We start from the raw sequence: 24,958 nt of genomic DNA, 5'->3' as shown, positions 1-24,958 counted from the left end.
GTAAGGGGCGGTCGCCATGGCGACCGCCCCTTACCCGTCCGCGTACGTCAGCTCCAGGCGTTGTTCTGGTTCTGGGCGTGGGCGCCGTGCTGGCCGACGCCGTACTGGGCGGCGAGGCCCTGCCCGATGGCGGCGTGCTGCGGCGGCATGACCTCGCTGGGCTGGACGAGCGCGAAGCCCTGGCCGAGGAAGCTGAGCTCCCAGCCCTCGCCGGTGCCGCCCCGGCGGTGCCGGACGCCGGAGTTGTGCGTCTGCGCCTGCATCTGGACCCGCAGCCCGGTGGACCAGGCGACGATCGCGTCCGCGTCGGCGCTCACGTACTTGTCGGGCGTGACCTGCATCATCAGCGGCTGGCCTGAGGTCATCAGGGCGACCTTGCCGCGGCCGGAGATGTTCAGCTGGTACTTGCCGGTGCCGGAGACCCCGTACTGGCTGTCGACGGCGATGACCTCGGTGTGCAGCGTCGAGTCGAGCGCGAGGACGTACGAGCTGTCGACGGTCAGCCCCTCCTGCTCGACCTCCATCACGTGGATGTTCTGCGCGAGGTTGGCGAAGTAGACGGTGCCCTGGCCGGAGCAGCGCATGAGGTCGAGTCCCTCACCGGTGCGGGCGCGGGCCCGGCGCTGGTTGGAGGTCTGGTACTCGCCGTCGAAGTCGACGAGGCCCTGGTAGGCGACCATCGCTCCCTTGCGGGCCAGGATGTCGTCCTGGCCGCCCAGGGTGACCCGCAGCAGCTGCGGGTTCTGGATGACGTACCGCTCCTGGCTCTGCTGTTCGGCGTGGTTGAAAAGCGGGCTCTGCATGGTGTGTTCTCGCTCCCCCTCAGCCCCGGGCCCGAAGGCGGTCGGAGCTGTCCTCGCTCGGCTGTACGACGACGATGCCCTGGCCGGAGAAGGCCATCTGGAAGGCCTCGCCGCTGCCCCGCCCGATGAGGGAGGAGGCCTTGAAGCTGCGCTTGCCCTTGACCTTGAGCGCCGGGGACCAGGCGACCAGCGCGTCCGGATCGACGTAGGTCTCGTCCTCGCCGCGGCCGCAGTCGACGACGATCGGCGTGCCGCGCGAGGTGAGCGCGACCCAGCCGGTGCCCGCGACCTGGACGTTGAACAGGCCCTGCCCGGCGAACTTGGCGAGGCCCTTGACCCGCTCGACGCCCCACTGGAGGTGCGCGTCGAAGGCGAGCAGGTTGCTGCCGTTGACGGAGAGGGACTCGTTGGCGAGGTTGATGACGACGACGTCGGCGCCGTAGTCGGCCAGGTAGAGCAGTCCGTCGCCGGAGCACTTCATGACCGGGGCGCCCTCGCCGGTGAGCCACTGCTGGGCGACCTGGCGGACGGCCGGCGGGTTGGGCTCGTAGGTGATGAAGCCCTCGTAGGCGACCATCGAGCCGGTGCGCGCGTAGAGGTCCTGGCCGCTGGCCATGGCGACCTTGAGCATGGAGCGCCCGTGGTTCTCCATGCGGGCCGTGACGGGGGTCGGGGCGTAGCCCGCGAGTTGCTGGTTCATGGTTCCGGGCTCCCTCAGACCTCGTAGGGCTGGACGACGATGAAGTTGCCGGGGGCTCCCCGGAACTGGAGGTTGACGGTCTCCCCGCTGTGGCCGGGGTACGCGTTGCGGCGCAGCCGGACCTGGCTGGAGAGGATCACCTGGGAGGCGGACGACCAGGCGACGACGGCGTTGCAGTCGGCGAAGGTGGTCGGCGTGACGGGCAGCACGACGGGCACGCCCTGGGTCTTCACGATGACGGTGCCGGTGCCCTGGAACTGCATGGTGAACAGGGCGCCCCCGGGGATGCCGTGGCCCTCGATGCGCCGGACCTCGTGCTGGAGCGACTCGTCGAAGGCGAGCACGTTCTCCGCGGAGACGCAGATGCCGTCGCCCTGGAGCTCGATGGGGTGCAGATGGGCGCCGTTCTCGGCGAGGAAGACCTGGCCGCGGCCGGTGCAGCGCATGAGCTGCATCTCCTGGCCGGTGGCGTTGCCGACGATCCGGCCGGCGAATCCCGCTCCCTTGTAGGCGAAGTCGACCTTGCCCTGGTACATGACCATGGAGCCCTGGCGGGCGAGGACGGGGGCGCCGCCCATGGCGAGGTCGACCCGCATGAGCTGCTGGTTCTGCGGCGTCCAGCGGGCGCCGGTCGCGGCCTCCTTGTACGGCGCGAGCGCGGCGGCGAGCCCGGCACCGGTGGCGGGGACGCCCTGCGGCATGCCGTGCTGCGGGGCGAACTGGCCGGGGGCCTGGCCGTACTGCGGGGGCTGCGGCGGCTGTCCGTACGGGGCGGGGGCGGGCTGGCCGTAGGCGCCGGGCGGCGGGGTCTGGCCGGGGACCTGACCGTACTGCGGGGGCTGCGGCGGCTGTCCGTACGGCGCCGGGGCCGGGGCGGGCGGGGCCGGGGCGGGCGCCGGGGCGGGCGGGGCCGGGGCGGGCGCCGGGGCTGCCAGCGGCGCGGCCATCGTCGGCGCGGCGTGCATCGGCGCGGGTGCCGGAGCAGGAGCCGGGGCCGGGGCCTGCGGGGCTCCGAACGAGGGGGCCGGGGCGGGCGCCGGGGGCGCGGCGGGGGCGCCGAACGCCGGCGGCGCGGCGGCCTGCGCGGGCGGGGAGAAGCCGGGGGCACCGGCGGGAGCCTGCTGCGGGGCCGGCTCCTCCTCGGCGACCTCGCCGCCGAAGTTCTTGAGCAGCGCCTCCAGTCCGCCGTCGAAGCCCTGGCCGACGGCGGCGAAGCGCCAGACGTCCTTCAGGTAGAAGTCGCCGAGCATGACGGCGCGCTCGGTGGAGAACTCCGCGCCGGTGAAGGCGTAGCGGGCGACTTCCTCGCCGCCCGCGACGATCCGGATCCAGCCGGGGCCGACCTGCGACATCTGCCCGGCGCCGTCGATCGTCGCGGTGAACGACAGTTTGTGGATGTGCGCGGGCACACGGTCGAGGGTGACGCGGAAGGACTCGGTGTCGCCGGCCTGCGCGCCGAGGAGCTGGATGGACTCCTCGGGGGACTTCGGCTGGTTGAAGAAGACGAAGTACCGGTCGTCGGAGAGCCGCTCGTCCACATCGAGGCCGAAGCAGCTGATGTCGAAGCTCAGGCCGGGCGCCGCGATCTGCACGCCCACGTACAGATCGGTGCCCGCCGTGAGATCACTGATCTTGGCCTTGTGGCCGCGTTGGAATTCCCTGGCCATATGTGACGACCGTCCCCCATCCCGATTCACGAATGCGTCGCGCCAGGCTAACGGCTGTCCGTGGCATTCGGACAAGCCGGGACGCATTCGGTACAGAACCGGAGCCTGGCCGGAATCACTCCTCGCGCGCGGCCGGCAGGTGCGGCAGCCGCCCGGCGGCGACCACGCCCTCGAGATAGCCGCGGGCCCGCTCGGTGCGCGGATAGGCCTCCAGGAGCCGCCAGAAGTCCGGCCCGTGACCGGGCACGAGGAGGTGGGCCAGCTCGTGGCAGAGCACGTAGTCGACGACGTACTCGGGCATGCCCTGGAGCCGGTGGGAGAGGCGGATGCTGCCCTCGGAGGGGGTGCAGGAGCCCCAGCGGGTGTTCTGGTTGGTCACCCACCGCACGGAGCTGGGCCGGGCCCGGCCGGCGAAGTACTGCTCGGCCAGGCGTTCGGCGCGCTCGGTCAGCTCCCGGTCGCCGAGGACGCCGCGGCTCTCCTGGGCCGCCAGCTTGTCCAGCATGACGGTGACCCAGCGCTGCTCCTCCGCCTCCGACATCCGGGCGGGGATGAGCACGATGGTCCGGTCGCCCTCGCGGTAGGCGGAGACGGTTCTGCTCCGGCGGGAGCTTCTCCGGACCTCGACCGCACCCCTCCCCGAGCCGCGGGGCGGATTGCTCGTCAGGCTGCTCTGTGGGTCGGCCGGCACGGGCCCGACGTTACCCGCTGGCGGCGCGGGAAGTCCCGCACCATTCAAATGATTAATGCCACGACCCTGTGGACAACTTTCCGCTCCGCACGCACCGACCGGGCAATCTGACAACGGAGCCGACCTCACCGATGGACGGCGCGTCACGACGAAGAAAGATCGTTTACGGATTCACGGGGGGCGGGTCATGCATCCGATGGTCAAACCGGCGCTGCGGCGCGCCTGGCGGAATCTGCGGTACGTGCAGTTCGGGGTGACGCCCGCGCACGCGGTCGTCCTGGGCCCGGTCGACACGACGACCGGCAGCCTGATCGGCCTCTTCGACGGAACCCGCGGGACGGAGCTGCTGCGGGCGGAGGCCCGGGCCCTGGGACTGCCCGACGGGCACCTTGAGGCGCTGCTCGGGCGGCTCGCGGCGGCCGGGCTCATCGCCGACGCCTCGGCGCGGCGGGCGGATCCGGCGCTCGATCCGGTGCGCGCGGACCTGGCCTCGCTCTCCGTCGTCCACCGTGCTCCGGACGGGGCGGCGCGGGCGCTCGCCGCGCGACGGGCCCGGCGGGTCCAGGTCCGGGGCGCCGGCCGGGTCGGCGCGGCGGTGGCGGCGCTCCTCTCGGCCGCGGGCGTGGGCCGGGTGGAGGTCCTGGACGCGGGCACGGTCGCGCCGTGGGAGGTGTCCCCGGGCGGACTGCCGGCCGAGGCGGTAGGCGAGCGGCGCGCGGTGGCGGCCCGGCGTCTGGTGGGGCGCTCGGCACCCGGCGGGCGCCCGCCGCGGGAGGTTCGTACCGGACCGGGTGACGGCGGTGGCGAGCCCGGGCTCTCACTCGTGGTGGTGACACCCCGGGACGGCCTCGGGGCGTACGTGCCCGACCCGCTGTCGGCCGAGGGCTGGGTCGCCACCGGCACGCCCCATCTGTACGCGGGGGTCCTGGAGGCGACGGGCGTGGTGGGCCCGCTGGTGCTGCCCGGGGCCACCGCCTGCGCGGGGTGCGTGCAGCGGGAGCGGTGCGAGCGGGAGCCCGTCTGGCCCCGGCTGCCCGCCCAGTGGCGTTCCGGCACACCGCATCCGCTGCCGGCCTGCGACGTGGCGCTGGCCACGGCGGTCGCGGGCCTCGCGGCGGCGCACGCGCTGGCCTTCCTCGACGGCGACCCGCCGTCGAGCACCGGGGCCCGCTGGGAGGTGTCGCTGCCGCTGCTGGAGTGGCGCGTGGAGCCGGTGCGGGCCCATCCGGCGTGTCCGTGCGGGGCCGGGCGTGCGCGGAGGGGGGAGCATGCCTCAGCGGCGGCGAGGGCGCAGGACACAATGGCGGGGTAGGGCCTGCCCGGCACGGCAGTCTGGGACTTGGAGGGCGCATGTCTGATCTTCCCCGGAAGGCGGTCACCCGGACCGCCAAGTTGGCCGCGTTGCCTCTGGGCTTCGCGGGCCGGGCCACGTGGGGGCTCGGCAAGCGGATCGGCGGGAAGTCCGCGGAGATCGTCGCGCGGGAGCTCCAGCAGCGCACGGCCGAGCAGTTGTTCAAGGTGCTCGGCGAGCTCAAGGGCGGGGCGATGAAGTTCGGGCAGGCCATGTCCGTCTTCGAGTCGGCGCTCCCCGAGGAGGTCGCGGGGCCCTACCGGGCGGCGCTCACCAAACTGCAGGAGGCGGCGCCGCCGATGCCGACGCGCACGGTGCACGCGGTGCTCGCGGAGCGGCTGGGCGAGGAGTGGCGGGAGCTGTTCCTGGAGTTCGAGGAGAAGCCCGCGGCCGCGGCCTCGATCGGCCAGGTGCACCGGGCGGTGTGGCACGACGGCCGCGAGGTCGCGGTGAAGGTGCAGTACCCGGGGGCGGGGGACGCGCTGCTGTCGGACCTGACCCAGCTGAGCCGCTTCGCCCGGCTGCTCGGCCCGCTGATCCCCGGCATGGACATCAAGCCGCTGATCGCGGAGTTGCGCGACCGTGTCGCGGAGGAGCTGGACTATGCCCTGGAGGCCGAGGCGCAGCGGGAGCACGCCGAGGAGTTCGCGGACGACCCGGACGTGGTGGTCCCCGCGGTGGTGCACCAGTCGGAGCAGGTCCTGGTGACGGAGTGGATGGACGGCGTCCCGCTCTCGGAGGTGATCGCGGACGGCACGCCGGAGCAGCGGGACCGGGCGGGCCAGCTGCTGGCCCGCTTCCTCTTCTCCGGGCCCGCGCGCACCGGTCTGCTGCACGCCGATCCGCACCCGGGCAACTTCCGGCTGCTGCCCGGACCCGTCGGGGACGAGGACGACGGGCCCGGCGGGTGGCGGCTGGGGGTGCTGGACTTCGGCACCGTGGACCGGCTGCCCGGCGGCCTTCCGGAGACGATCGGCACCTGTCTGCGGATGACCCTGGCCGGCGACGCGGAGACGGTCTACGAGCTGCTGCGCGCGGAGGGCTTCGTGAAGGAGTCCATCGCGCTCGACCCGGACGAGGTCCTGGAGTATCTGCTGCCGATCATCGAGCCGGCCGAGGCGGAGTCCTTCGTCTTCACCCGCGGCTGGATGCGCACCCAGGCGGCCCGGATCGCCGACCCCCGCTCCCCCGCCCACCAGTTGGGCAAGCAGCTGAATCTGCCGCCCTCGTACCTGCTGATACACCGGGTGACGCTGAGCACGATCGGGGTGCTGTGCCAGCTGAACGCGACGGTCCGGCTGCGGGACGAGCTGGCCGCGTGGCTGCCCGGCTTCGCGGAGGAGGCGGCCGGGTAGCGGGGCGGGCGGCGGGGCCGGCGCTCACCACCAGGAGGAGTCGAGGCGGCCCTCGATGGCCCTGATGTTGGCGCGGGCACACTCCTCGCAGAAGTACTCGCGGGTGCCGTTCTCCACCGAACAGGTCCAGGTGAGGGGCAGCTCCCGGGCGGTCCTGCCACAGCGGGCGCACACGTAGGCGGCCTCGGGGGCCGGGGCTTCGTTCACCTTCGTGACGATAACCCGACGAGCGTCCGGCGGCAGGACAACGCACCGCGGGGGCCGGTCCGTTCGGACCGGCCCCCGCGTTCTGTTCTACCTGGCTGTCGCCTGGGTCAGTGCATGACGGCCATGGCGAGCGCGCGGCGGGCACGCATCGAGACGCGCTCGGCGCGCCGCTGCATGCGCCGGGCGGCGACCAGGCGCAGGGCCTGGCGTTCCGCGTCGGCTTCCCGCAGGCGGTCGTGCATATGGGCACGGGCCAGGGCTTCTGGGATGAGTTGCATTTCACGGGTCCTGTTCTGGCGCGAGCGGTGGGCGCCGATGATCGAAACGTCTGGGGTCGCGGAGCCGGAGGGCTCGTGGGCGGGCGAGGTCATCGGGGCCTGCTTCTGGGGATCGTGCGTGAGGGGGCGGTCGATGGTTCCGGTGACGTTCATGCCGCGACCGGGTTCTTGCGCGGACGGCCACGGGGCCGCTTGCGGGCCACGACCACGCCCTGGACGAAGAGCTCGCCGCCCCAGACGCCCCAGGGCTCCCGGCGCTCCTTGGCGCCCGCGAGGCAGGCCGCCATCAGCGGACAGGTCCGGCAGAGCGACTTGGCGTACTCGACATCGGCCGGGGACTCGGCGAAGAAGACCTCCGGGTCGAACGAGCGGCAGGGGACGGGCACGCCGAGGTTCTCGATGGCGTCGTCGAGCGCGGTCAGCGCGGTGAGGGGGGTCAAGGCGGAGTCCTCCGTGAGGCCGGGCGGGGGGATCGTTTCGGAAGGCGGTACGGACGGGGCGTGCGCTTCGAGTTGCACGGGTGTTTTTCCTCGTCTGGTCGTTCCGGCCGGTGGGCCGGGGTTTCTGCTGGTACCGGTCGCTACTGGTCCCGAGGCCCCTTCGCTCCGTCGTCCCCGTTCGGGGACAAACAGAAGGGCCGCGGATCCCTGGTGGGGTTCCGCGGCCCTGAAGGCGCCGGTCTGATCGTCGATCAGACTGGATCACTCCAGGGTTCGAGCCCACGGAAGGCCCACATCGTGTGGTGCTGCGTCGTCTGCTGCTTCTGCTCAATGCCGGCACCGGTCGCCGCAAAGCCATAGGCCGTGGCCTGGGCCTTGCCCACTACTCCTGCTTCCAGTGCCTTGGTCGGTCGCTCATTGCGCTCCGGGCGATCGACCAGCAGACCGGGCATGCCGAGAACGGGCATACCGGCGCCGGACAGACCGCTGCCAAGGAGAGCGGAGGACGCGAAGGAGGCCGGGGCCACCGAGGACACGGGCGCGCCGGCGGAGAAGCCGAGCGTGCAGGCGGAGACGACCGAGAGATCGGTCATTTTGGCGGTGCTGGTCTTGATGTTCTCGATGATGCTGATCACTGGAATCGCCTCCTCTCGGCGTCTCGGAGGGCTCGGGGTGAGCCGGACCCTCATGTTCATTTGGACAAGTACAGCACGAAGACAGGGCTTCGAAGAAGCCGCTGTTTCCGTGGTTAAGAACCTATGGGGCGTGGCGGGGCGGGCGCAAACTATTTTTCCGACGAGTTTTCCTCAGGTCTCGTCGTGGCTTCCTCCACGGTCCTCACCTGCGCAGATGGCGAGAACATCGGCTCCGAAGCGGTCCAGCTTGCGGGCGCCCACCCCGGAGATCGCGGCCAGCTCCCCCGCGGAGTCCGGTACGCGTTCGGCGATCGCCATGAGCGTCTTGTCGGTGAACACGCAATACGCCGGCTGGCCAAGCTGCCCCGCCTGTCCCGCGCGCCACTCGCGCAGGCGCTCGTACAGCCCCTCGTCCATGTCCGACGGGCAGTCCTCGCAGCGCATCAGCTTCATCTCGCCGGCCTCGGTGAGCGTGGCGCCGCAGACCCGGCAACGGGCCGGGCCGCGCCGCCTGCGCCGCTCGGGGGCGGCGCCCGTACCGCGCTCGATCCCGCCGCCACCGCCCGTGCCGGCCGTGCCGAGGGCGCCGGAGCCGGGCCTCAGGCCCTTGAGGAAGCGGGTGGGGCGCCGGGAGGCGCGGCCGCCCGGGGAGCGCGAGAGCGCCCAGGAGAGCGTCAGGTGGACCCGGGCCCGGGTGACGCCCACATAGAGCAGCCGGCGCTCCTCCTCGACCTGCTCGTCGGTCTTGGCGTAGGTGATCGGCATCATGCCCTCGGCGAGGCCGACCAGGAAGACGGCGTCCCACTCCAGGCCCTTGGCGGCGTGCAGCGAGGCCAGCGTGACGCCCTGGACGGTGGGCGCGTGCTGGGCGGCGGCCCGCTCGTCGAGCTCGGCGACCAGGTCGGAGAGGGTGGCGCCGGGCCTGGCCCGGGCGAAGTCCTCGGCCAGCCGGACCAGCGCGGCCAGCGACTCCCAGCGGTCCCGGACCGCGCCCGAGCCGGTCGGCGGCCGTTCGGTCCAGCCGGTGCTGGAGAGCACCGCGCGGACCTGGGCCGGCAGGTCCTCGACGTCGTCGAGGAGCGCGTCGTTCCCTCCGGCGCGGGCGGCGCCGCGCAGCGCCACGCCCGCCTTGCGCACCTCCTCGCGGTCGAAGAAGCGCTCGGCTCCGCGCAGCTGGTAGGGCACGCCGGCGTCGGCGAGGGCCTGCTCGTAGACCTCGGACTGGGCGTTGATCCGGTAGAGCACGGCGATCTCGCCGGCGGGGACGCCGGCGGCGATCAGGTCCCGGACGCGGCGGGCGGTGCCCTCCGCCTCGGCCGGCTCGTCCGCGTACTCGGTGTAGCCGGGCTCGGGGCCCGGATCGCGCTGGGAGATCAGCTCCAGGCGGTGCTCGGCGGCCCGGCCGCGGGCCTGGCTGAGCAGCCCGTTGGCCAGGTGGACGACCTGGGGGGTGGACCGGTAGTCCCGGACCAGCTTGACCACGGTCGCGTCCGGGTGGCGGGTGCGGAAGTTCAGCAGGTGGTCGGGGGTGGCGCCGGTGAAGGAGTAGATGGTCTGGCTGGCGTCGCCGACCACGCACAGGGTGTCGCGCTCGCCGAGCCACAGGTCGAGCAGCCGCTGCTGGAGCGGCGAGACGTCCTGGTACTCGTCCACCACGAAGTGCTGGTACTGGCGGCGGATCTGGTCGGCGATGTCGTGCCGGTCCTGGAGGATGGCGACCGTGAGCAGCAGCACGTCCTCGAAGTCGATGACGTCGCGGTCGCGCTTGAGCTGCTCGTACATCGCGTAGACCTGGCCGATCTCGGCCGGGTCGCGGGGGGCGTCGCGCACCGACTTGGCGACGGCGGCCGGGTAGTCGGCGGGGACGGTCTGGGTGACCTTGGCCCACTCGATCTCGCTCGTGACGTCCCGCAGCTCGTTCCGGTCGAGCCGGATCCGGCAGCGGGCGGCCGCGTCGGCGACCAGCTGGACCTTCCGCTCCAGGAGCCGGGGCAGCTCGCCACCGACCGCTTTCGGCCAGAAGTACTGGAGCTGGCGCAGCGCCGCCGAGTGGAAGGTGCGGGCCTGGACGCCGCCCGCGCCGAGCTGGCGGAGCCGGCCGCGCATCTCGCCGGCGGCGCGGTTGGTGAAGGTGACGGCGAGCACGCTCGCGGGCGCCAGGATGCCCGCCCTCACCCCGTAGGCGATGCGGTGGGTGATGGCCCGGGTCTTGCCCGTGCCCGCTCCGGCGAGGACGCACACCGGTCCGTGCAGGGCCAGGGCGACCTCGCGCTGCTCGGGGTCGAGCCCGTCGAGCACCGCGTCGGCCGTCTCGGGGACCTGCGGGAAGAAAGTGGAGTGCGTTGCTGGTGTCACTCCGCCATGCTGCCAGGTTCCCGGGGGTGGATGCGGAGGCCTGTCCACAGGGGTGTGGCACCGGTCATACGAATACGGAACGGGCCGGATGCGGGAATGGCCGGGGGACCGCGTACGTTCTCCTCTCGGCACCCGACCGCGAGACAGAGGAGCGCCAGGCCATGCAGGGCACTGTGACGATGTACAGCACGACGTGGTGCGGCTACTGCCGCCGGCTGAAGAGCCAGATGGACCGCGAGGGCATCGCGTACACCGAGGTCAACATCGAGCAGGACCCCGAGTCGGCCGCGTTCGTGGAGAAGGCCAATGGGGGCAACCAGACCGTCCCGACCGTGCTCTTCCCGGACGGTTCGACGCTGACGAACCCGTCGCTCGCGCAGGTCAAGCAGAAGGTCGGCGTCTGAGCCGGCCCCTCGTGCCCTTGGCCGAAAACGGCCCCCTCCCGGCAGTGCCGGGAGGGGGCCGTTCGCGTTCCGCATGCGCCTGGGCACGGCTCGGGCCGCTCGGCGGGCCCGGCCGTGTCAGACCACGTCGCCCGGCTTCGGCAGCGGCTTCCCGTACCAGAGCTCGATCAGCCGCGAGGCGATCGAGATGCCGTACGGCGGCAGGACCTCGCCCGACTCGAACGCGGCGGCCAGGTCCTCGCGGGAGAACCAGCGGGCCTCCTGGATCTCCTCGCCGTCGACGGCGATCTCCGAGGAGGTCGCGCGGGCGAAGAAGCCCAGCATCAGGCTGGACGGGAAGGGCCAGGGCTGGCTGGCGACGTACTCGACCTCGCCGACCGTGACGCCGGCCTCCTCGAAGACCTCGCGCGCCACCGACTGCTCGATGGACTCGCCCGGCTCGACGAAGCCCGCGAGGGTGGAGAAGCGGCCCTCGGGCCAGTGCACCTGGCGGCCGAGCAGCGCCCGGTCCTGGTCGTCGGTGACCAGCATGATCACGGCCGGGTCGGTGCGCGGGTAGTGCTCGGCGCCGCAGGCCTGGCAGCGGCGGATGTGGCCGGCCGCGGCCACCACGGTCCGCTCGCCGCAGCGCGAGCAGAAGCGGTGCAGCCGCTGCCAGTTCTCCAGCGCCACCGCGTGCACCATCAGGCCCGCGTCGCGCGGCGACAGCAGCAGCCCCGCCTCGCGCAGCCCGGCGGGCCGAGCGGACTGGTCCATGCGGCCCGGCAGGCTGTCCTTCTGCAGCGCGAAGTAGGAGACGCCGTCGGCGTCCGTGCCCAGGAAGTAGCGGTGGGTCTCGGTGACCGGGGCCTCGAAGGCCGGGGTCATCACCAGCTCGGTCCGGCCGTCGGCGTCGTCGGCGGGCTCGTCGATGAGCACCTGTCCCCCCGAGACCACGAACACCCGGGTGGTCGGGTGGCTCCAGGCGGCCGCCAGCCACGCCTCGTCCAGGCGGTGGTGGGCGGCGCGGTCGATGCCGCTCGGGGCGGTCAGTCCGATCGGACGGTCCCCGGCCTCGTAACGGAAGGTGCTCACAGGTGCTTCCAACTCCCCCGGATCGGTGGTTTCTGCGTTCGGCGTCAGGACGGTCGGCCGGCGGGCCCGCGCTCGGGCCCGCCGGGCCGCTCAGAGGGCGGCGGGCAGCTCGCCCCACAGGTGAGCGGAGGCCTCGACGCCCTTCATGAGCAGGTCGAGCTCGACCTTCTCGTTCGGTGCGTGCCAGCCGTCGGACGGCACCGAGATGCCCAGGAACAGCACCGGCGCGCCCAGCACGTCCTGGAGGTCGGCGGCCGGTCCCGAGCCGCCCTCGCGGGTGTAGCGGACCTTGGCGCCGTCGAAGGCGAGGCTCATCGCCCCGGCCACGGCCTTCAGGGCCGGGTGGTCCAGCGGTGTGAGACAGGGCCGGGTCGGGGCGCCGAAGACGATCTCGTACCGGACGCCCGCCGGGACCAGCCCGGCCAGCCAGCCGCGGACGGCGCTCTCGATGTGCTCCGGGTCCTGTCCGGCGACGAGCCGGAAGGAGAGCTTGAGGTGGGCGGAGGCGGGGACGATCGTCTTCCCGCCGGGGCCCTGGTAGCCGCCGCCGATGCCGTTGACCTCGGCGGTGGGGCGGGCCCAGACGCGCTCCAGGGTGGAGTAGCCGGCCTCGCCGAGGGTGCCGTGCGACCTGGCGGTGGTCAGCCAGCCGGTCTCGTCGAAGGGCAGCTCGGCGATGAGCGCCCGCTCGGCGTCGGAGAGCTCGGTGACCCCGTCGTAGAAGCCGGGGATCGCGACCCGCTCGTCCGCGTCGTGCAGGGCGGCGACGATCCGGCCGGCGACGGTGGCCGGGTTGGGCACGGCGCCGCCGAAGGAACCGGAGTGGATGTCCTGGTCGGGGCCGTACAGGTCGATCTCGCAGTCGGCGACCCCGCGCATGCCGGTGCACACGGTCGGGGTGGTCTCGGACCACATGCCGGTGTCGGAGACGATCACGATGTCGGTGGCCAGCCGGTCGGCGTGCTTCTCCACGAGGGCGCGGAAGTGCGGCGAACCGGACTCCTCCTCACCCTCCACGAGCAGCTTGAGGTTGACCGCGGGCGCGGTGCGGCCGGTGGCGGCGAGGTGCGCGCGGACCCCGAGGGTGTGGAAGAACACCTGGCCCTTGTCGTCGGCGGCGCCCCGCGCGTACATCCGGCCGTCGACGACCGTGGGCTCGAACGGGTCGGTGTGCCAGCCGTCCTCGCGGGCGGCGGGCTGCACGTCGTGGTGCCCGTAGACCAGCACGGTCGGCGCGTCCGGCTCCCCGGACGCCCACTCGGCGAACACCGCCGGGGCGCCGTCCGTCTCCCAGACCTCCACGGTGGGGAAGCCGGTCCCGGCCAGCCGGTCGGCGAGCCAGTCCGCGCTGCGCCGCACGTCGTCCGCGCGGTCGGGCTGCGCCGACACCGAGGGGATGCGCAGCCACTCGGCGAGCTCGTCGAGGAAGGCGGCGCGGTGCTGCTCGACGTACGCGCGTACGGTCTCGGTCCGTGCGGTGCGGACGGCGTTGTCCGGGGTCTGGCTCATGGCTCCGAGCCTATCCGGCGCCGACGGGGTCCCCGTCCGGGGAGTCCCCGCCGAGCAGCAGCGCCTCCAGCTCGGCCCGGCCCGGCAGCCGCGCGGGGCGCACGACCTCCCCCGTCCGCACGTAGACGAAGGCGGCGGCGACCTCCTCCGGGGCCAGTCCGTGCTGTTCGGCCCAGGCGAGCCGGTAGATCGCGAGCTGGAGCGGGTCCGCGGTGCGCAGCCGGCTGGTCTTCCAGTCGACGATCTCGTACGCGCCGGAGTCCGGGTCCCGGTAGACGGCGTCGATCCGGCCCCGGACCACCCGCCCCGCGAGCGAGAGGTGGACGGGGATCTCCACCCGGTACGGGGTGCGGTGGGCGTACGGCGTGCGGCCGAAGGCCTCCTTGAGGGCGTCCAGGTCCCGCTCGTCCACGATCTCCGGCTCCCCCGCGAACTCCTCGCCGCCGGGCAGCTCGTCCGGGCCGAGCAGGGGCAGCGGCAGCTCCTCGAACCGCGACTCCACCCAGGCGTGGAACCGGGTGCCGCGGCGGGCGGCGGGCTGCGGCGGCTTCGGCATGGGCCGGGCCAGCTCCTTCGCGAAGCCGTCGGGGTCGGCGGCGAGGCGGAGGACCTGGGAGGCGGAGAGGTACGCGGGGAGGACGACGTCCCTGGTGGTGGCGCGGGACCGGTGCAGCTCCGCGGTGAGGGCGGTGAGGTCCCGGTCCCAGGAGGCGATGGCCTTGGCGTCCTCCGCGGAGAGGGGCTCGTGGCGCTGGGCGGGGACGTCCGGGTGGGTAGCGGGGGCGTCCGGGTGGGCGGCGGTGGCGTCCAGGTGCGGGGCGCTCTCGGTCCAGTCCTCCTCCGGGAGCCACAGGTCCTCGTCGTACGGGTCCTGGGCGGCGGGCGCCACCGGCGCCCCCTGGTACCGGGGAGCCGGCGTCCCCTGCCCCTGGGGGGCGTGGGCCCACAGCCGGGACAGCACCTGCTCGGCCGCCTCCCGCCGTCGCCTCAGGCTCTCCTCGTCCAGCGGCAGGGGCCAGGCCTGGTCCGTCAGGTCGGCCGCGAGGAGGGGGTTCTCCGCGTCCTCCTCCGGGGCGTCGGCCCAGGCCTCGATCTCGCCGTGGCCCGTCTCGCAGTGGCGGTAGAGGGCCTGGAGGAAGTCGGAGGGGCCGCGGGGCTTCTTCTGGGCCGGGCCCCACCAGTGCGCGGAGCCGAGGAGGAGGGAGCGGGGGCGGGTGAAGGTCACGTAGCCGAGGCGGAGCTCCTCGGTGTGCTGGTGCTCGCGCAGGGCGGTCTTGAAGGCGCCGAGGGCCTTGGAGTCCCAGCCGTCGACCGCGGGCAGCGTGGCCGCGTCGCCGCGCAGGGCGTGCGGCAGGACCTGGGGCTGCGAGGTCCAGGACTCGCGGGCGCGGGCGGACGGGAACTGCCCGGCGACCAGGCCGGGCACCGCGACGACGTCCCACTCCAGCCCCTTGGACTTGTGCGCGGTCATCACCTTGACGGTGTTCTCGCCGCCGGGCAGGGCGTGGTCCAGGCCCTTCTCGTACTGCGCGGCCGTGCGCAGGAAGCCGAGGAAGGCGAGGAGGGTGGCCTCGCCGTCGAGGGAGGCGAAGCCGGCGGCCGTGTCGAGGAAGCCGGCCAGGGTCTCGCGGCGGCGGGCGGCCAGGGCGTGCGGGGAGGCGGAGAGCTCGACCTCCAGTCCGGTGGCGTTGAGCACCCGGTGCAGCACGTCCATGAGGGGGTCGGCGAGCGAGGTGCGCAGGGCGCGCAGCTCGGTGGCGAGGCGGGCGAAGCGGACCCGGGCCTCGGCCGAGAAGGGCAGTCCGTCGTCCTCGCCGCCCGGGCCGCCGGAGTCCAGGAAGGTGTCGAGGGCGTCCGCGAGGGAGACCACCTCGGCCGGGTCGACGCCCTCGACGGCGGCGGCGAGCCGCTGGTCGGGGTCGTCCGGTCCGCCTCCGGGCCGGTACACGAGCAGCCGGGCGCGGCGGCCGAGGAGGGCCAGGTCGCGGGGGCCGATGCGCCAGCGGGGGCCGGTGAGGAGCCGCACGAGGGAGGCGTTGGCGCCCGGGTCCTGGAGGACCTCGCAGACGGCGACGAGGTCGGCGACCTCGGGCAGGTGGAGCAGCCCGGAGAGGCCGACGACCTCGACGGGGACGTCCCGGGCGACGAGGGCGGCCTGGATGGCGGGGAAGTCGCCGGCCGTGCGGCACAGGACGGCGATCTCGCCCGGTTCGGTGCCGGTGCGGACGAGGTGGGCGAGGGAGTCGGCGAGCCAGTCGATCTCCTCCGCGTGGGTGGGGAGGAGGGCGATGCGGACGCCGCCGTCGTGCTCGGCGCCGGGCGCGGGCCGCAGGGCCTCGACGCCCGCGTGCATGGCGCGCAGGGGGGCGGCGAGCCCGTTGGCGAGGTCGAGGAGGCGGCCGCCGCTGCGCCGGTTCTCGGAGAGGGCGTAGCGGGCGGCCGGGCTGCCGTCGCGGTACGGGAAGTGCTCGGGGAAGTCGTCGAGGTTGGCGACGGAGGCGCCGCGCCAGCCGTAGATGGCCTGGCAGGGGTCGCCGACGGCGGTCACGGCGTGCCCGGTGCCCTGTCCGAAGAGCCCGGACAGGAGCAGCCGCTGGGCGACGGAGGTGTCCTGGTACTCGTCGAGGAGGACGACCCGGAACTCGTCCCGGAGGATCGCGCCGACCTCGGGGCGGGTGGTGGCGAGCTCGGCGGAGAGGGCGATCTGGTCGCCGAAGTCGAGGAGGTCGCGGGAGCGCTTGGCGGCGCGGTAGCGCACGACGAGGTCGAGGAGCTCGCGGCGGGCGGCGGCGGCCTCGGGGACCTTGCGCAGGTCGGCGTTGGTGAGCTTGGCGCGGGACAGGGCGTCGAGCAGCCCGGTGTCGTACGCCCTGAGGTCCTGCGGGCGGACGAGGTGCTCGGCGAGCTCGGCGTCGAGCGCGAGGAGGTCGCCGACCAGGGTCGGGAAGGACTTGGTGAGCGCGGGGTACGGGCCGGGGGCCTCGCGCAGCACGCGGGCGGCGAGCTGGTAGCGGGTGGCGTCGGCGAGCAGCCGTGAGGTGGGCTCCAGGCCGATGCGCAGGCCGTGGTCGGTGAGGAGCTGCCCGGCGAAGGCGTGGTACGTCGAGATGCGGGGCTCGCCCGGGGGGTCGTCGGGGTCGATGACGTCGGGGTCGGTGACCCCGGCCCGGACGAGGGCGGTGCGCACGCGCTCGGCGAGCTCGCCGGCGGCCTTGTTGGTGAAGGTGAGCCCGAGGACCTGCTCGGGGGCTACCTGGCCCGTGCCGACGAGCCAGACCACCCGGGCGGCCATCACGGTGGTCTTGCCGGAGCCGGCTCCGGCCACGATGACCTGCGGGGCGGGCGGCGCGATGATGCAGGCCGTCTGCTCCGGGGTGAACGGGATGCCGAGGAGCTCCTTGAGCTGCTCGGGGTCGGTGATGCGTGCGGTCACTCCAAAGAGGCTAACGGGGCCCACCGACATCCCGGGCCGGGCGAGACGTCCGTCACGCCGGGGTGCCCTGGTCCAGCTTGGAGAGGTCGACGGTCTCGTCGGCGGGCGGGATCACGACCTTGACGGGCTTGTCGTACTCGGAGAGCACGATCGCGCCGGGTTCGTCTCCGCCGGTCTTGACCATCTTGAGGATGTACGGCTTGCCGCGCTCGGAGACGGACACGGTGGTGGTCTCCCCGCCGGGCTTGTGCTTCACGAGGGTGGCGACGGGGGTGCCGGACACCACGCCGTCGGGCCCTCGGGTCAGTCCGCTGCGCTCGGCCTCGTTCTCGCCGAGGTCGGCGAGGAGCGCCTTCAGGTCGCAGACGCCGCTGAGGTCGCTGCTGCCGGCCTGACCGGGGGTGATCTTCAGCCAGCGGCCCTTGAGCAGCTCGATGGTGGCGGCGATCTGCGGTTCGGGCATGCCCTGGGAGGTCATGGACGCCCGCCAGAAGCGCTCGTCGCCCTTCATGTAGGTGACGCCGGCGGACTGGCGCAGTTCGGCGGCGCCGCCCCCGATCCTCACCACGCCGGTGCACTGCTTCCGGTCGTCGACCGAGAAGTCGACGTCCAGCCGCTCGCCGCCGGAGACGACCCGGCCGGTCATGCGCAGCGAGGTCGCGGACTGGGTGGCGGCCACCGCCCGGTCGCCGATCTGGTCGGCGGTGAGGCCCTGGAAGGGGTCGGGCGAGGGGGCGAGCACCCGGGCGGCGGACGGCGGGGCCGCGGAGGTTGGCGTCTGCGCCAGGGCGGCCGGTCCGGCGCCGACGATCGCGGCGGTGCAGACGGCGGTGACGGCGGCGCGGAACGTGGTGGTGTGGGACGCCATGCGAGCCTCCTCGCGGACTCCCCCGGGCGGCGCCCAGGGGTTCCCCGACGGTCCCCCCGGTGTTCGACCCCGGTATCCAAGCCTGCCGGAGCGGTCCCGTACGCGCGACTTCGCGGCGGCGGGGCCCGGGCGGCGGCGGGGCCTACTCCACCACGTGCCGGCCCTCCGGGCGGGCGCTGCACGAGGCGCGGAAGGAGCAGGTGGTGCAGTGCTGGCCGGTGCTGGGGGTGAACCGCTCGTCGAGGACGCGGCCCGCCGCCGAGGCCAGCAGGTCGCCGACCCACTCGCCCGCGAGGGGTTCCTGGGCCTGGATCTTCGGGAGGGCGTCGCCGCCCTCCTTCTTGGGGGCTGCCTGGCGCAGCTGGACGAGTTCGGCGCCGCCCGGCTCGGGTGTCCGGCCGCCGAAGACCTCGTCGACGGCGCCCTCGCGGACGGCGAGCTGGTAGACGGCGAGCTGCGGGTGGTGGGCCACCTCGTCCTTGGTGGGGGCGGACTTGCCGGTCTTGAAGTCGACGACGTAGGCGCGGCCCTGTTCGTCGGCCTCGACGCGGTCCATGGAGCCCCGGATGCGCACCTGGTAGGCGCCCGCGGCGAGCGTGACGTCGAAGTCGTGCTCGGTGGCCGCGGGGGTGCGGCCGGCGCGGTCCATGACGTGCCAGCGCAGGAAGCGTTCGAGGGCGACCCGCGCGTTCTCCTTCTCCTGGGAGGACTTCCAGGGCGCGTCGAAGGCGAGGCCGTCCCACACCGAGTCCAGTCGGGCCATGAGGACGTCGAGGTCGGCGGCGGTACGGCCGGAGGCGACCTCGTCGGCCAGGACGTGCACGACGTTGCCGAAGCCCTGCGCGGCGGTGGCGGGGGCGTCGGCCTTGACCTCGCGGCCCAGGAACCACTGGAGGGCGCAGGTGTTGGCGAGCTGGTCGAGGGCGGAGCCGGAGAGCGCCACCGGGTGGTCGCGGTCGCGCAGCGGCACGCTGCCGCGGGTCGGCTCGGCCAGGCCCCACCAGCGGTCGGGGTGGGCGGCCGGGACGAGCGGGGTGCCCTCCTCGTCGGTGAGGGCGGCGAGCCGGGCGAGGCGTTCGGCGGCGGCGGCGCGCAGCTGCGGGGAGGCGTCGGGGTCGACGGTGGTGGCGCGCAGCTCGGCGACGAGGGCGGCGACGGCGAGGGGGCGGCGGGGGCGTCCGGCGACGTCCTTGGGCTCCTGGCCGAGTTCGGTGAGGAAGCGGGAGGGCTGGTCGCCGTCCTCGGCGGGGGCCTTGACGGCGGTGACGACGAGCCGTTCGCGGGCGCGGGTGGCGGCGACGTAGAAGAGACGCCGTTCCTCGGCGAGGAGGGCGCCCGGCGTCAGCGGCTCGGCGAGGCCGTCGCGGCCGATGCGGTCGGCCTCCAGGAGGGAGCCGCGCCGCCGCAGGTCGGGCCAGAGGCCCTCCTGCACGCCCGCCACGACGACCAGGCGCCACTCCAGGCCCTTGGAGCGGTGCGCGGTCATGAGGCGGACGGCGTCGGGGCGGATGTGGCGGCGGGTGAGGGTGTCGGCGGCGATGTCCTGGGCGTCGAGCTCCTCCAGGAAGTTGAGCGCGCCGCGTCCGCCGACCCGGTCCTCGGCGCGGGCGGCGGTCTCGAACAGGGCGCAGACGGCGTCGAGGTCCCGGTCGGCGTTGCGGCCGGCGGGGCCGCCGCGCAGGGAGGCCCGTTCGAGGCGCCCGGGCCAGGGCGTGCCGTCCCAGAGCAGCCACAGCGCCTCCTCGGCGGTGCCGCCCGCCGCGAGCCGCGCCCGGGCGGCGCGCAGCAGCTCGCCGAGCCGCCGGGCGGCCCGGGCGTACGAGCGGTCGTGCGCGACCAGCCGCTCGGGTTCCGCGAGCGCCCGCGCGAGCAGCACGTCCGAGGGCGGGGGCACCGCGTTCCCGCCGGCCCGCTCCTCGTCCCGCAGTGCCCGCCCGAGCCGCCGCAGGTCCGCGGGGTCCATGCCGGCGAGCGGCGAGGCGAGCAGCGCGACGGCGGTCTCGACATCGAGCCAGCCGGGAGCGGGCTGAGCAACGGCGGACGGGGCGTCGTGGGCGTCGCCGTCGGGTGCGTCGCCGTCAGGGGCCTCGGGCACGTCGCCGTCGGGGCCCTCGGGTGCCTCGCCGTCGGGGCCCTCCTCCCGGCCGTCGTGGGCGTGGGCGCCGCTGGAGCCCCCGTCCACGGCGCCGTCGGCGCCCACGGCGGGACCGCCGTCCGCGTCGTCCCCGCGGGCGGCCGGGTCGTCGTCCGCGCGCGCCTCGCCCGCACCCGCGCGCGCCTCGCCGGCGGCCGCCGCCCGCAGGGCGAGGAGCAGGGGTGCCACCGCCGGTTCGTGGCGCAGGGGGGTGTCGGCCGCGTCGGTCTCGACGGGGACGCCGGCGGAGGTGAGGGCGCGGCGGAGGGACGGGAGGTGGGCGGCGGCGCGGGTGAGGACGCCCATCTCGTGCCAGGGGACGCCGTCCTCCAGGTGCGCGCGGCGCAGGAGGTCGGCGATGTTCTCGGTCTCGGTGGAGGCGGTGGGGTACGTGTAGACCTCCACCCGGCCCCCGTCCCGTACCGGGGTGAGCTCGCGATGGGCCCGTGCCTTGTCGGCGGGGAGCCGGGGCAGCGGCATGCGCTGGGTGAGCAGCCGGGTGGCGGCGAGCAGGCCGGCGCCGGAGCGGCGGGAGGTGCCGAGGACGCGGACCGTGCCGCCGAAGGTCGCGGGGAAGTCGAGGATGCCGTTGACGTCGGCGCCGCGGAAGGCGTAGATCGACTGGTCCGGGTCGCCGAAGGCGAGCACCGTGCGCCCACCCGTCGCCCGGCCGCCGCCCCGGGCGGCCCCGGCCGGCCGGCCCGCGAGCGCGCGCAGCAGCCGGACCTGCGCCGGGTCGGTGTCCTGGTACTCGTCGACGAAGATCGCGTCGTACGAGGGGAGCGCGGCCGGGTCGGCGGAGTCGGCGAGCAGCACGGCGCGGTGGACGAGCTCCGTGTAGTCGAGGACGCCCTGGAGGTCGAGGACGTCCAGGTACTCGGCGAGGAAGCCGGCGGCGGCCCGCCAGTCGGGGCGTCCGACCCGCCGGGCGAACTCCTCCAGGGCGCGCGGCCCCAGGCCCAGCTCGCGGGAGCGGGCGAGGACGGCGCGGACCTCGTCGGCGAAGCCGCGGGTGGTGAGGCAGGCGCGCAGTTCGTCGGGCCACCCGACCCGGCCGAGGCCCGCCTTCTCCAGGTCGATCTGCCCGGCGAGCAGCTCGCGGACGGCCAGGTCCTGCTCGGGTCCGGAGAGCAGCCGCAGCGGCTCGGCGAAGAGTTCGGCGTCCTGGTGGGCGCGGATCAGGGCGTAGCAGTACGAGTGGAAGGTCGTCGCCTGCGGGGGCCGCCGCCCGCCCAGCCGGGCCGCCATCCGGTCGCGGAGCTCGACGGCCGCCTTGCGGCTGAAGGTGAGGACGAGGATCCGCTCGGGGTCGGTGCCGCGCTCCAGCCGGGCCGCGACCGCCTCCACCAGCGTCGTCGTCTTCCCGGTGCCGGGTCCGGCGAGGACCAGCAGTGGTCCGTCCGTGTGGTCAACCACCGCGCGCTGCGCTGCGTCCAGCACAGGGGGCCGCACCGGTGCCGGCACGGTCCGCACCAGCCGGTACGCACCGGGGCCCCGCACGGCCGCAAGGGTGGAGGAGGAAGTCACGTGGGTCGCCGGTCCTGCTGGTGGATGGTGGGCGGGCAGCTCGGGGTGCGAGGCGTGCCCGGGGTGTGCCGGCCTCTCGGGGTGCCCGGGTGAGAAGCGCGAACTTCGACGGTACGCGATCCCCGCGGCGACCCGGGGCCGTCCCGCCCTGCGCGCGCTCAGCCCTGCGGAGCCGACCCGTCCCAGCGGGCCCGGCGCATGTCGAGGCGCGGCGTGCCGCCGCCCTGGGGCTGCCGCAGCGGGGTGCCCTCGGCGCGGTAGTGACCAAGAGCACGTGCCTCGTGTCCGGGCAGCAGGGCGCCGTCCGCCCGCACCACACGCCACCAGGGCACCGAACCGCCGTACAGCGCCATGATCCGGCCGACCTGGCGCGGGCCGCCCTCCCCCACGTACTCGGCGACGTCCCCGTAGGTCATCACCCGGCCGGGCGGGATCTCCTCGGCGGCCTGAAGGACCCGTTCCGCATATTCGGGCAGCTCGGGCAGCTCCTGGTTCTCCATTCGGGTCATCCTGCCTCACCGCACCGACAACCCCCTGATGCCTCCGTACGGCCCCGCTTCATGCCACCATCGTGCGGGCGGTGACTGGTGATACGAGAACAAGAACAGGCGACGGAAGCGGCAGCGGCGACCGCCGCGACGTGCGCGACGTCGGTGAATTCAGCGACATCGGCAACATCGGCGACGTCAGCGACGTCAGCGACGTCAGCGACGTCAGCGACGTCAGCGACGTCAGCGACAGAGGATGAGGCGGCACCGGCCGCCACGACACGGCATGCAGAGACGGACATGGTGATGGGGCACGACATCCAGCCTCCGGGGCAGTCTCCCGGCGAGGCGCCGTCCAACCTGCCCGAGCGCGTCTCCGGCGACGAGCCGCTGCTCGCCGCCCGGGTCCACCGCCCCTCGGACCTGATGCGCCTGCTGATCGGCGTCCTCGCCATCGCCGTCGTCCTCGCCATCGCCGCCTTCGCCCACGGCACGACCTCGGGACTGGAACAGGACATCAACAAGGGCGCCGGCGGCGCCCCCGACGTCTTCGTCAAGATCGCGGGGCTCGTCTCGTCGATCGCCGTCCTGCTCGTGCCGGTGGCCTTCGCCATCGAGCGGCTCGTCAAACGCGACGGGCTGCGGATCGCGGACGGCGTGCTCGCCGCGGTCCTCGCCCACGGCGTGACCCTCGCCACCGACCTGTGGGTGGCCAACGCCGCCCCCGGCACCATCCAGGACGCGCTGACCCAGCCGCAGTCCGGCGGCGGGCTCACCGACCCCGTGCACAACTACCTCGCGCCGGTCATCGCGTACATGACCGCCGTGGGCATGGCCCGAAGACCGCGCTGGCGGGTCGTGCTGTGGATGGTGCTGCTGCTCGACGCGTTCACCATGCTGGTCGCCGGGTACACCACCGCCCTCTCGATCATCCTGACCGTGCTGATCGGCTGGACCGTGGCGTACGGGACGCTGTACGCCGTCGGCTCCCCCAACGTCCGGCCGACCGGGCAGACGCTCCTCGCGGGCCTGCGCCGGGTCGGCTTCCGCCCGGTGACCGCGCTGCGTGCCGAGGGCGTTCCGGACTCGGCGGACAGCAGCGACCGGGGCCGCCGCTACATCGTGACCCTGGAGGACGGGCCGCCGCTCGACGTGACGGTCGTCGACCGCGAGCAGCAGGCCCACGGCTTCTTCTACCGGGCCTGGCGGCGCATCACCCTGCGCACCATCACCACCCGCCGCTCGATCGTCTCGCTGCGGCAGGCCCTGGAGCAGGAGGCGCTCCTCGCCTACGCGGCGATCGCCGCCGGCGCCAACGCGCCGAAGCTGATCGCCACCTCCGAGCTCGGCCCGGACGCCGTGATGCTCGTCTACGAGCACCTCGGCGGCCGGACCCTGGACTCGCTGGACGACGACGAGATCACCGACGACCTGGTGCGCAGCGCCTGGCGCCAGGTGAAGGCCCTGCAGTCGCGCCGCATCGCGCACCGCAGGCTCGCCGGGGACGCGATTCTGGTGGATCGTTCCGGCAAGGTGATCCTGACGGACCTGCGGGGCGGCGAGATCGCCGCCGGCGACCTGGTCCTGCGGATGGACATCGCCCAGCTGCTCACCACCCTGGGCCTGCGGGTGGGCGCCGAGCGGGCGGTCGCCGCGGCCGTCGAGGTGCTCGGCCCCGACCCCATCGCCGACTGTCTGCCGCTGCTCCAGCCGATCGCGCTGAGCCGCTCCACCCGGGCGGAGCTGCGCCGGCTGGCCCGGGAGCGGTCCGCGCGCGAGCGCGAGGCCGTGCTCGCCGCCTCCGAGACGGCCAAGGCGGTCCGGGCCGAGGCACGCGCCCAGGCGAACCTGGAGACCGACCGGAAGGTCGCCCGAGCGGAGCGGCAGGCCGACAAGAAGGCCGAGAAGCGGGCGCTGGACGAGGCCCTGGACGAGGCCCGCGAGGAGGACCTGCTCGCGCAGATCCGGCACCAGGTGCTGAAGATCCGGCCGCAGGCGCCGGTGGAGCCGGTCCGCCTGGAGCGGATCAAGCCGCGCACCCTGGTCAGCCTGATCGCCGGTGCCGTCGCCGCGTACTTCCTGCTCTCGCAGATCGCCCGTACCCCGCTGTCGACGGTCAGCCAGGCCGACTGGCGTTGGGTCGCGGCGGCGGTGGTCTTCTCCGCCCTCAGCTATGTGGCGGCGGCGATGAGCCTGCTCGGCTTCGTGCCCGAGCGGGTCGGCTTCTGGCGGACCGTGGTGGCGCAGGTCGCCGGCTCCTTCGTGAAGATCGTCGCCCCGGCGGCGGTCGGCGGTGTCGCCCTGAACACCCGCTTCCTCCAGCGCGCGGGCGTGCGCCCGGGTCTGGCGGTCGCCAGCGTCGGCGCCTCGCAGCTCTTCGGGCTCGGGGCGCACATCCTGCTGCTGCTGTCGTTCGGCTACCTCACCGGCACGGAGAAGTCGCAGTCGTTCACGCCGTCGAGGACCGTGATCGCGGGCCTGCTGACGGTCGCGGTGCTCGTCCTCGTCGTGACGGCCATCCCGTTCATGCGCAAGTTCGTCTCGACGCGGCTGCGCTCGCTCTTCGCGGGTGTGGTGCCGCGCATGCTGGACGTGCTCCAGCGGCCCATGAAGCTGGTCACCGGCATCGGTGGCATGCTGCTGCTCACCGGCGCGTTCGTGTTCTGCCTGGACGCCTCGATCCGCGCCTTCGGGCACGGCGACCAGACCGTCAGCTACGCCAGCGTCGCCGTCGTCTTCCTCGCGGGCAACGCGCTCGGCTCGGCGGCCCCGACCCCGGGCGGCGTCGGCGCGGTCGAGGGCGCGCTCACCTTCGGCCTGGTGGCGGTGGGGCTCCCGATCGAGGTCGCCACCCCCGCGGTGCTGCTGTACCGCCTGCTGACGCTGTGGCTCCCGGTGCTGCCGGGCTGGCTGTGCTTCAACTGGCTGAGCAGGCGCGAGGCGCTGTAGGGCCCCGCGGCAGGGCGCTCGGGCGGCTTCGGAAGCGGAAGGCAGGAGCCGCCCGCCGGGTGCCACCCGCATGGACCACCTCCCGCGCGG

20 protein-coding genes are annotated in these 24,958 nt (G+C 74.2%); 5 read left to right on the top strand and 15 right to left on the bottom strand.

Annotation, left to right across the window (positions count from 1 at the left end; translation table 11 throughout):
• Window positions 1-47 precede the first annotated feature (47 nt).
• The 4 genes from OG309_RS24805 to OG309_RS24790 form a co-directional block, all read right to left on the bottom strand.
• Window positions 48-803 (bottom strand): AIM24 family protein, encoded by a 756-nt coding sequence (locus OG309_RS24805; RefSeq protein ID WP_329423854.1) that lies wholly within the window; start codon window positions 801-803, stop codon window positions 48-50.
• 19 nt (window positions 804-822) lie between these two features.
• Entirely contained in the window at window positions 823-1,503 is a 681-nt protein-coding gene (locus tag OG309_RS24800) for an AIM24 family protein (RefSeq protein ID WP_329423852.1), read from the bottom strand.
• A 14-nt stretch (window positions 1,504-1,517) separates the two neighbouring features.
• Complete coding sequence (locus OG309_RS24795; protein ID WP_329423850.1) at window positions 1,518-3,170, bottom strand: TerD family protein; 1,653 nt, start codon at window positions 3,168-3,170, stop codon at window positions 1,518-1,520.
• Between the two features lie 115 nt (window positions 3,171-3,285).
• Window positions 3,286-3,861 carry a M48 metallopeptidase family protein gene (locus tag OG309_RS24790; RefSeq protein ID WP_329423848.1) on the bottom strand — a complete coding sequence of 192 codons (576 nt, stop codon included), beginning with the start codon at window positions 3,859-3,861 and terminating at the stop codon, window positions 3,286-3,288.
• A 187-nt stretch (window positions 3,862-4,048) separates the two neighbouring features.
• Here OG309_RS24790 and OG309_RS24785 point away from each other — a divergent pair, with 187 nt between their 5' ends.
• On the top strand, window positions 4,049-5,173 hold the full coding sequence (locus tag OG309_RS24785; RefSeq protein WP_329423846.1) for a ThiF family adenylyltransferase: 1,125 nt from the start codon (window positions 4,049-4,051) through the stop codon (window positions 5,171-5,173).
• 38 nt (window positions 5,174-5,211) lie between these two features.
• Complete coding sequence (locus tag OG309_RS24780) at window positions 5,212-6,567, top strand: ABC1 kinase family protein (RefSeq protein WP_329423844.1); 1,356 nt, start codon at window positions 5,212-5,214, stop codon at window positions 6,565-6,567.
• A 24-nt stretch (window positions 6,568-6,591) separates the two neighbouring features.
• On the opposite strand, the gene OG309_RS24775 is transcribed toward OG309_RS24780, so the two are convergent.
• From OG309_RS24775 to OG309_RS24755, 5 genes are all read right to left on the bottom strand, one after another.
• Entirely contained in the window at window positions 6,592-6,774 is a 183-nt protein-coding gene (locus tag OG309_RS24775; RefSeq protein WP_329423842.1) for a hypothetical protein, read from the bottom strand.
• A gap of 107 nt (window positions 6,775-6,881) precedes the next feature.
• Entirely contained in the window at window positions 6,882-7,205 is a 324-nt protein-coding gene (locus OG309_RS24770) for a hypothetical protein (RefSeq protein WP_329423840.1), read from the bottom strand.
• Complete coding sequence (locus tag OG309_RS24765; RefSeq protein ID WP_046910982.1) at window positions 7,202-7,570, bottom strand: WhiB family transcriptional regulator; 369 nt, start codon at window positions 7,568-7,570, stop codon at window positions 7,202-7,204. The genes OG309_RS24770 and OG309_RS24765 overlap by 4 nt, the downstream gene beginning before the upstream one ends.
• 173 nt (window positions 7,571-7,743) lie before the next feature.
• On the bottom strand, window positions 7,744-8,127 hold the full coding sequence (locus OG309_RS24760) for a hypothetical protein (RefSeq protein ID WP_329423838.1): 384 nt from the start codon (window positions 8,125-8,127) through the stop codon (window positions 7,744-7,746).
• A 171-nt stretch (window positions 8,128-8,298) separates the two neighbouring features.
• Window positions 8,299-10,482, bottom strand: a complete 2,184-nt coding sequence (locus OG309_RS24755) for an ATP-dependent DNA helicase UvrD2 (RefSeq protein ID WP_329423837.1) — start codon at window positions 10,480-10,482, stop codon at window positions 8,299-8,301.
• Window positions 10,483-10,643: 161 nt separating this feature from the next.
• On the opposite strand from OG309_RS24755, the gene OG309_RS24750 reads away from it, so the two are divergent.
• Window positions 10,644-10,886 (top strand): mycoredoxin, encoded by a 243-nt coding sequence (locus OG309_RS24750; protein ID WP_329423835.1) that lies wholly within the window; start codon window positions 10,644-10,646, stop codon window positions 10,884-10,886.
• 117 nt (window positions 10,887-11,003) lie between these two features.
• Here the strand turns inward: OG309_RS24750 and nudC are convergent, their stop codons facing one another.
• The 6 genes from nudC to OG309_RS24720 form a co-directional block, all read right to left on the bottom strand.
• On the bottom strand, window positions 11,004-11,960 hold the full coding sequence (nudC, locus tag OG309_RS24745) for an NAD(+) diphosphatase (RefSeq protein ID WP_329423833.1): 957 nt from the start codon (window positions 11,958-11,960) through the stop codon (window positions 11,004-11,006).
• A gap of 90 nt (window positions 11,961-12,050) precedes the next feature.
• Window positions 12,051-13,469 carry a dipeptidase gene (locus OG309_RS24740; protein WP_329423831.1) on the bottom strand — a complete coding sequence of 473 codons (1,419 nt, stop codon included), beginning with the start codon at window positions 13,467-13,469 and terminating at the stop codon, window positions 12,051-12,053.
• 10 nt (window positions 13,470-13,479) lie between these two features.
• Window positions 13,480-16,902 carry an ATP-dependent DNA helicase gene (locus tag OG309_RS24735; protein ID WP_329423829.1) on the bottom strand — a complete coding sequence of 1,141 codons (3,423 nt, stop codon included), beginning with the start codon at window positions 16,900-16,902 and terminating at the stop codon, window positions 13,480-13,482.
• Window positions 16,903-16,954: 52 nt separating this feature from the next.
• Window positions 16,955-17,770, bottom strand: a complete 816-nt coding sequence (locus OG309_RS24730; RefSeq protein WP_329423827.1) for a hypothetical protein — start codon at window positions 17,768-17,770, stop codon at window positions 16,955-16,957.
• Between the two features lie 142 nt (window positions 17,771-17,912).
• Window positions 17,913-21,431, bottom strand: a complete 3,519-nt coding sequence (locus OG309_RS24725; RefSeq protein WP_443067591.1) for a UvrD-helicase domain-containing protein — start codon at window positions 21,429-21,431, stop codon at window positions 17,913-17,915.
• A 158-nt stretch (window positions 21,432-21,589) separates the two neighbouring features.
• The gene (locus OG309_RS24720; protein ID WP_329423825.1) at window positions 21,590-21,940 is read right to left on the bottom strand and encodes an MGMT family protein; all 351 of its coding nucleotides are present in this window, start codon (window positions 21,938-21,940) and stop codon (window positions 21,590-21,592) included.
• Window positions 21,941-22,011: 71 nt separating this feature from the next.
• Between OG309_RS24720 and OG309_RS24715 the strand changes: the two genes are divergently transcribed.
• Complete coding sequence (locus tag OG309_RS24715; protein ID WP_329423823.1) at window positions 22,012-22,179, top strand: hypothetical protein; 168 nt, start codon at window positions 22,012-22,014, stop codon at window positions 22,177-22,179.
• A 46-nt stretch (window positions 22,180-22,225) separates the two neighbouring features.
• Complete coding sequence (locus tag OG309_RS24710) at window positions 22,226-24,868, top strand: lysylphosphatidylglycerol synthase domain-containing protein (RefSeq protein WP_329423821.1); 2,643 nt, start codon at window positions 22,226-22,228, stop codon at window positions 24,866-24,868.
• Window positions 24,869-24,958: the final 90 nt, after the last annotated feature.

This window comes from Streptomyces sp. NBC_01268 (assembly GCF_036240795.1).
Taxonomy (GTDB): Bacteria; Actinomycetota; Actinomycetes; order Streptomycetales; family Streptomycetaceae; genus Streptomyces.
The sequence above is the reverse complement of the archived record's forward strand: the minus strand, read 5'-3'. Positions and strand labels throughout refer to the sequence as shown.

What these genes read in the sequence shown, in the direction of transcription:
- OG309_RS24805 (WP_329423854.1), bottom strand. Translation starts at nt 803, where the DNA reads ATGCAGAGCCCGCTTTTCAACCACGCCGAACAGCAGAGCCAGGAGCGG.
- OG309_RS24800 (WP_329423852.1), bottom strand. Translation starts at nt 1,503, where the DNA reads ATGAACCAGCAACTCGCGGGCTACGCCCCGACCCCCGTCACGGCCCGC.
- OG309_RS24795 (WP_329423850.1), bottom strand. Translation starts at nt 3,170, where the DNA reads ATGGCCAGGGAATTCCAACGCGGCCACAAGGCCAAGATCAGTGATCTC.
- OG309_RS24785 (WP_329423846.1), top strand. Translation starts at nt 4,049, where the DNA reads ATGCATCCGATGGTCAAACCGGCGCTGCGGCGCGCCTGGCGGAATCTG.
- OG309_RS24780 (WP_329423844.1), top strand. Translation starts at nt 5,212, where the DNA reads ATGTCTGATCTTCCCCGGAAGGCGGTCACCCGGACCGCCAAGTTGGCC.
- OG309_RS24770 (WP_329423840.1), bottom strand. Translation starts at nt 7,205, where the DNA reads ATGAACGTCACCGGAACCATCGACCGCCCCCTCACGCACGATCCCCAG.
- OG309_RS24750 (WP_329423835.1), top strand. Translation starts at nt 10,644, where the DNA reads ATGCAGGGCACTGTGACGATGTACAGCACGACGTGGTGCGGCTACTGC.
- OG309_RS24740 (WP_329423831.1), bottom strand. Translation starts at nt 13,469, where the DNA reads ATGAGCCAGACCCCGGACAACGCCGTCCGCACCGCACGGACCGAGACC.
- OG309_RS24730 (WP_329423827.1), bottom strand. Translation starts at nt 17,770, where the DNA reads ATGGCGTCCCACACCACCACGTTCCGCGCCGCCGTCACCGCCGTCTGC.
- OG309_RS24720 (WP_329423825.1), bottom strand. Translation starts at nt 21,940, where the DNA reads ATGACCCGAATGGAGAACCAGGAGCTGCCCGAGCTGCCCGAATATGCG.
- OG309_RS24710 (WP_329423821.1), top strand. Translation starts at nt 22,226, where the DNA reads ATGGGGCACGACATCCAGCCTCCGGGGCAGTCTCCCGGCGAGGCGCCG.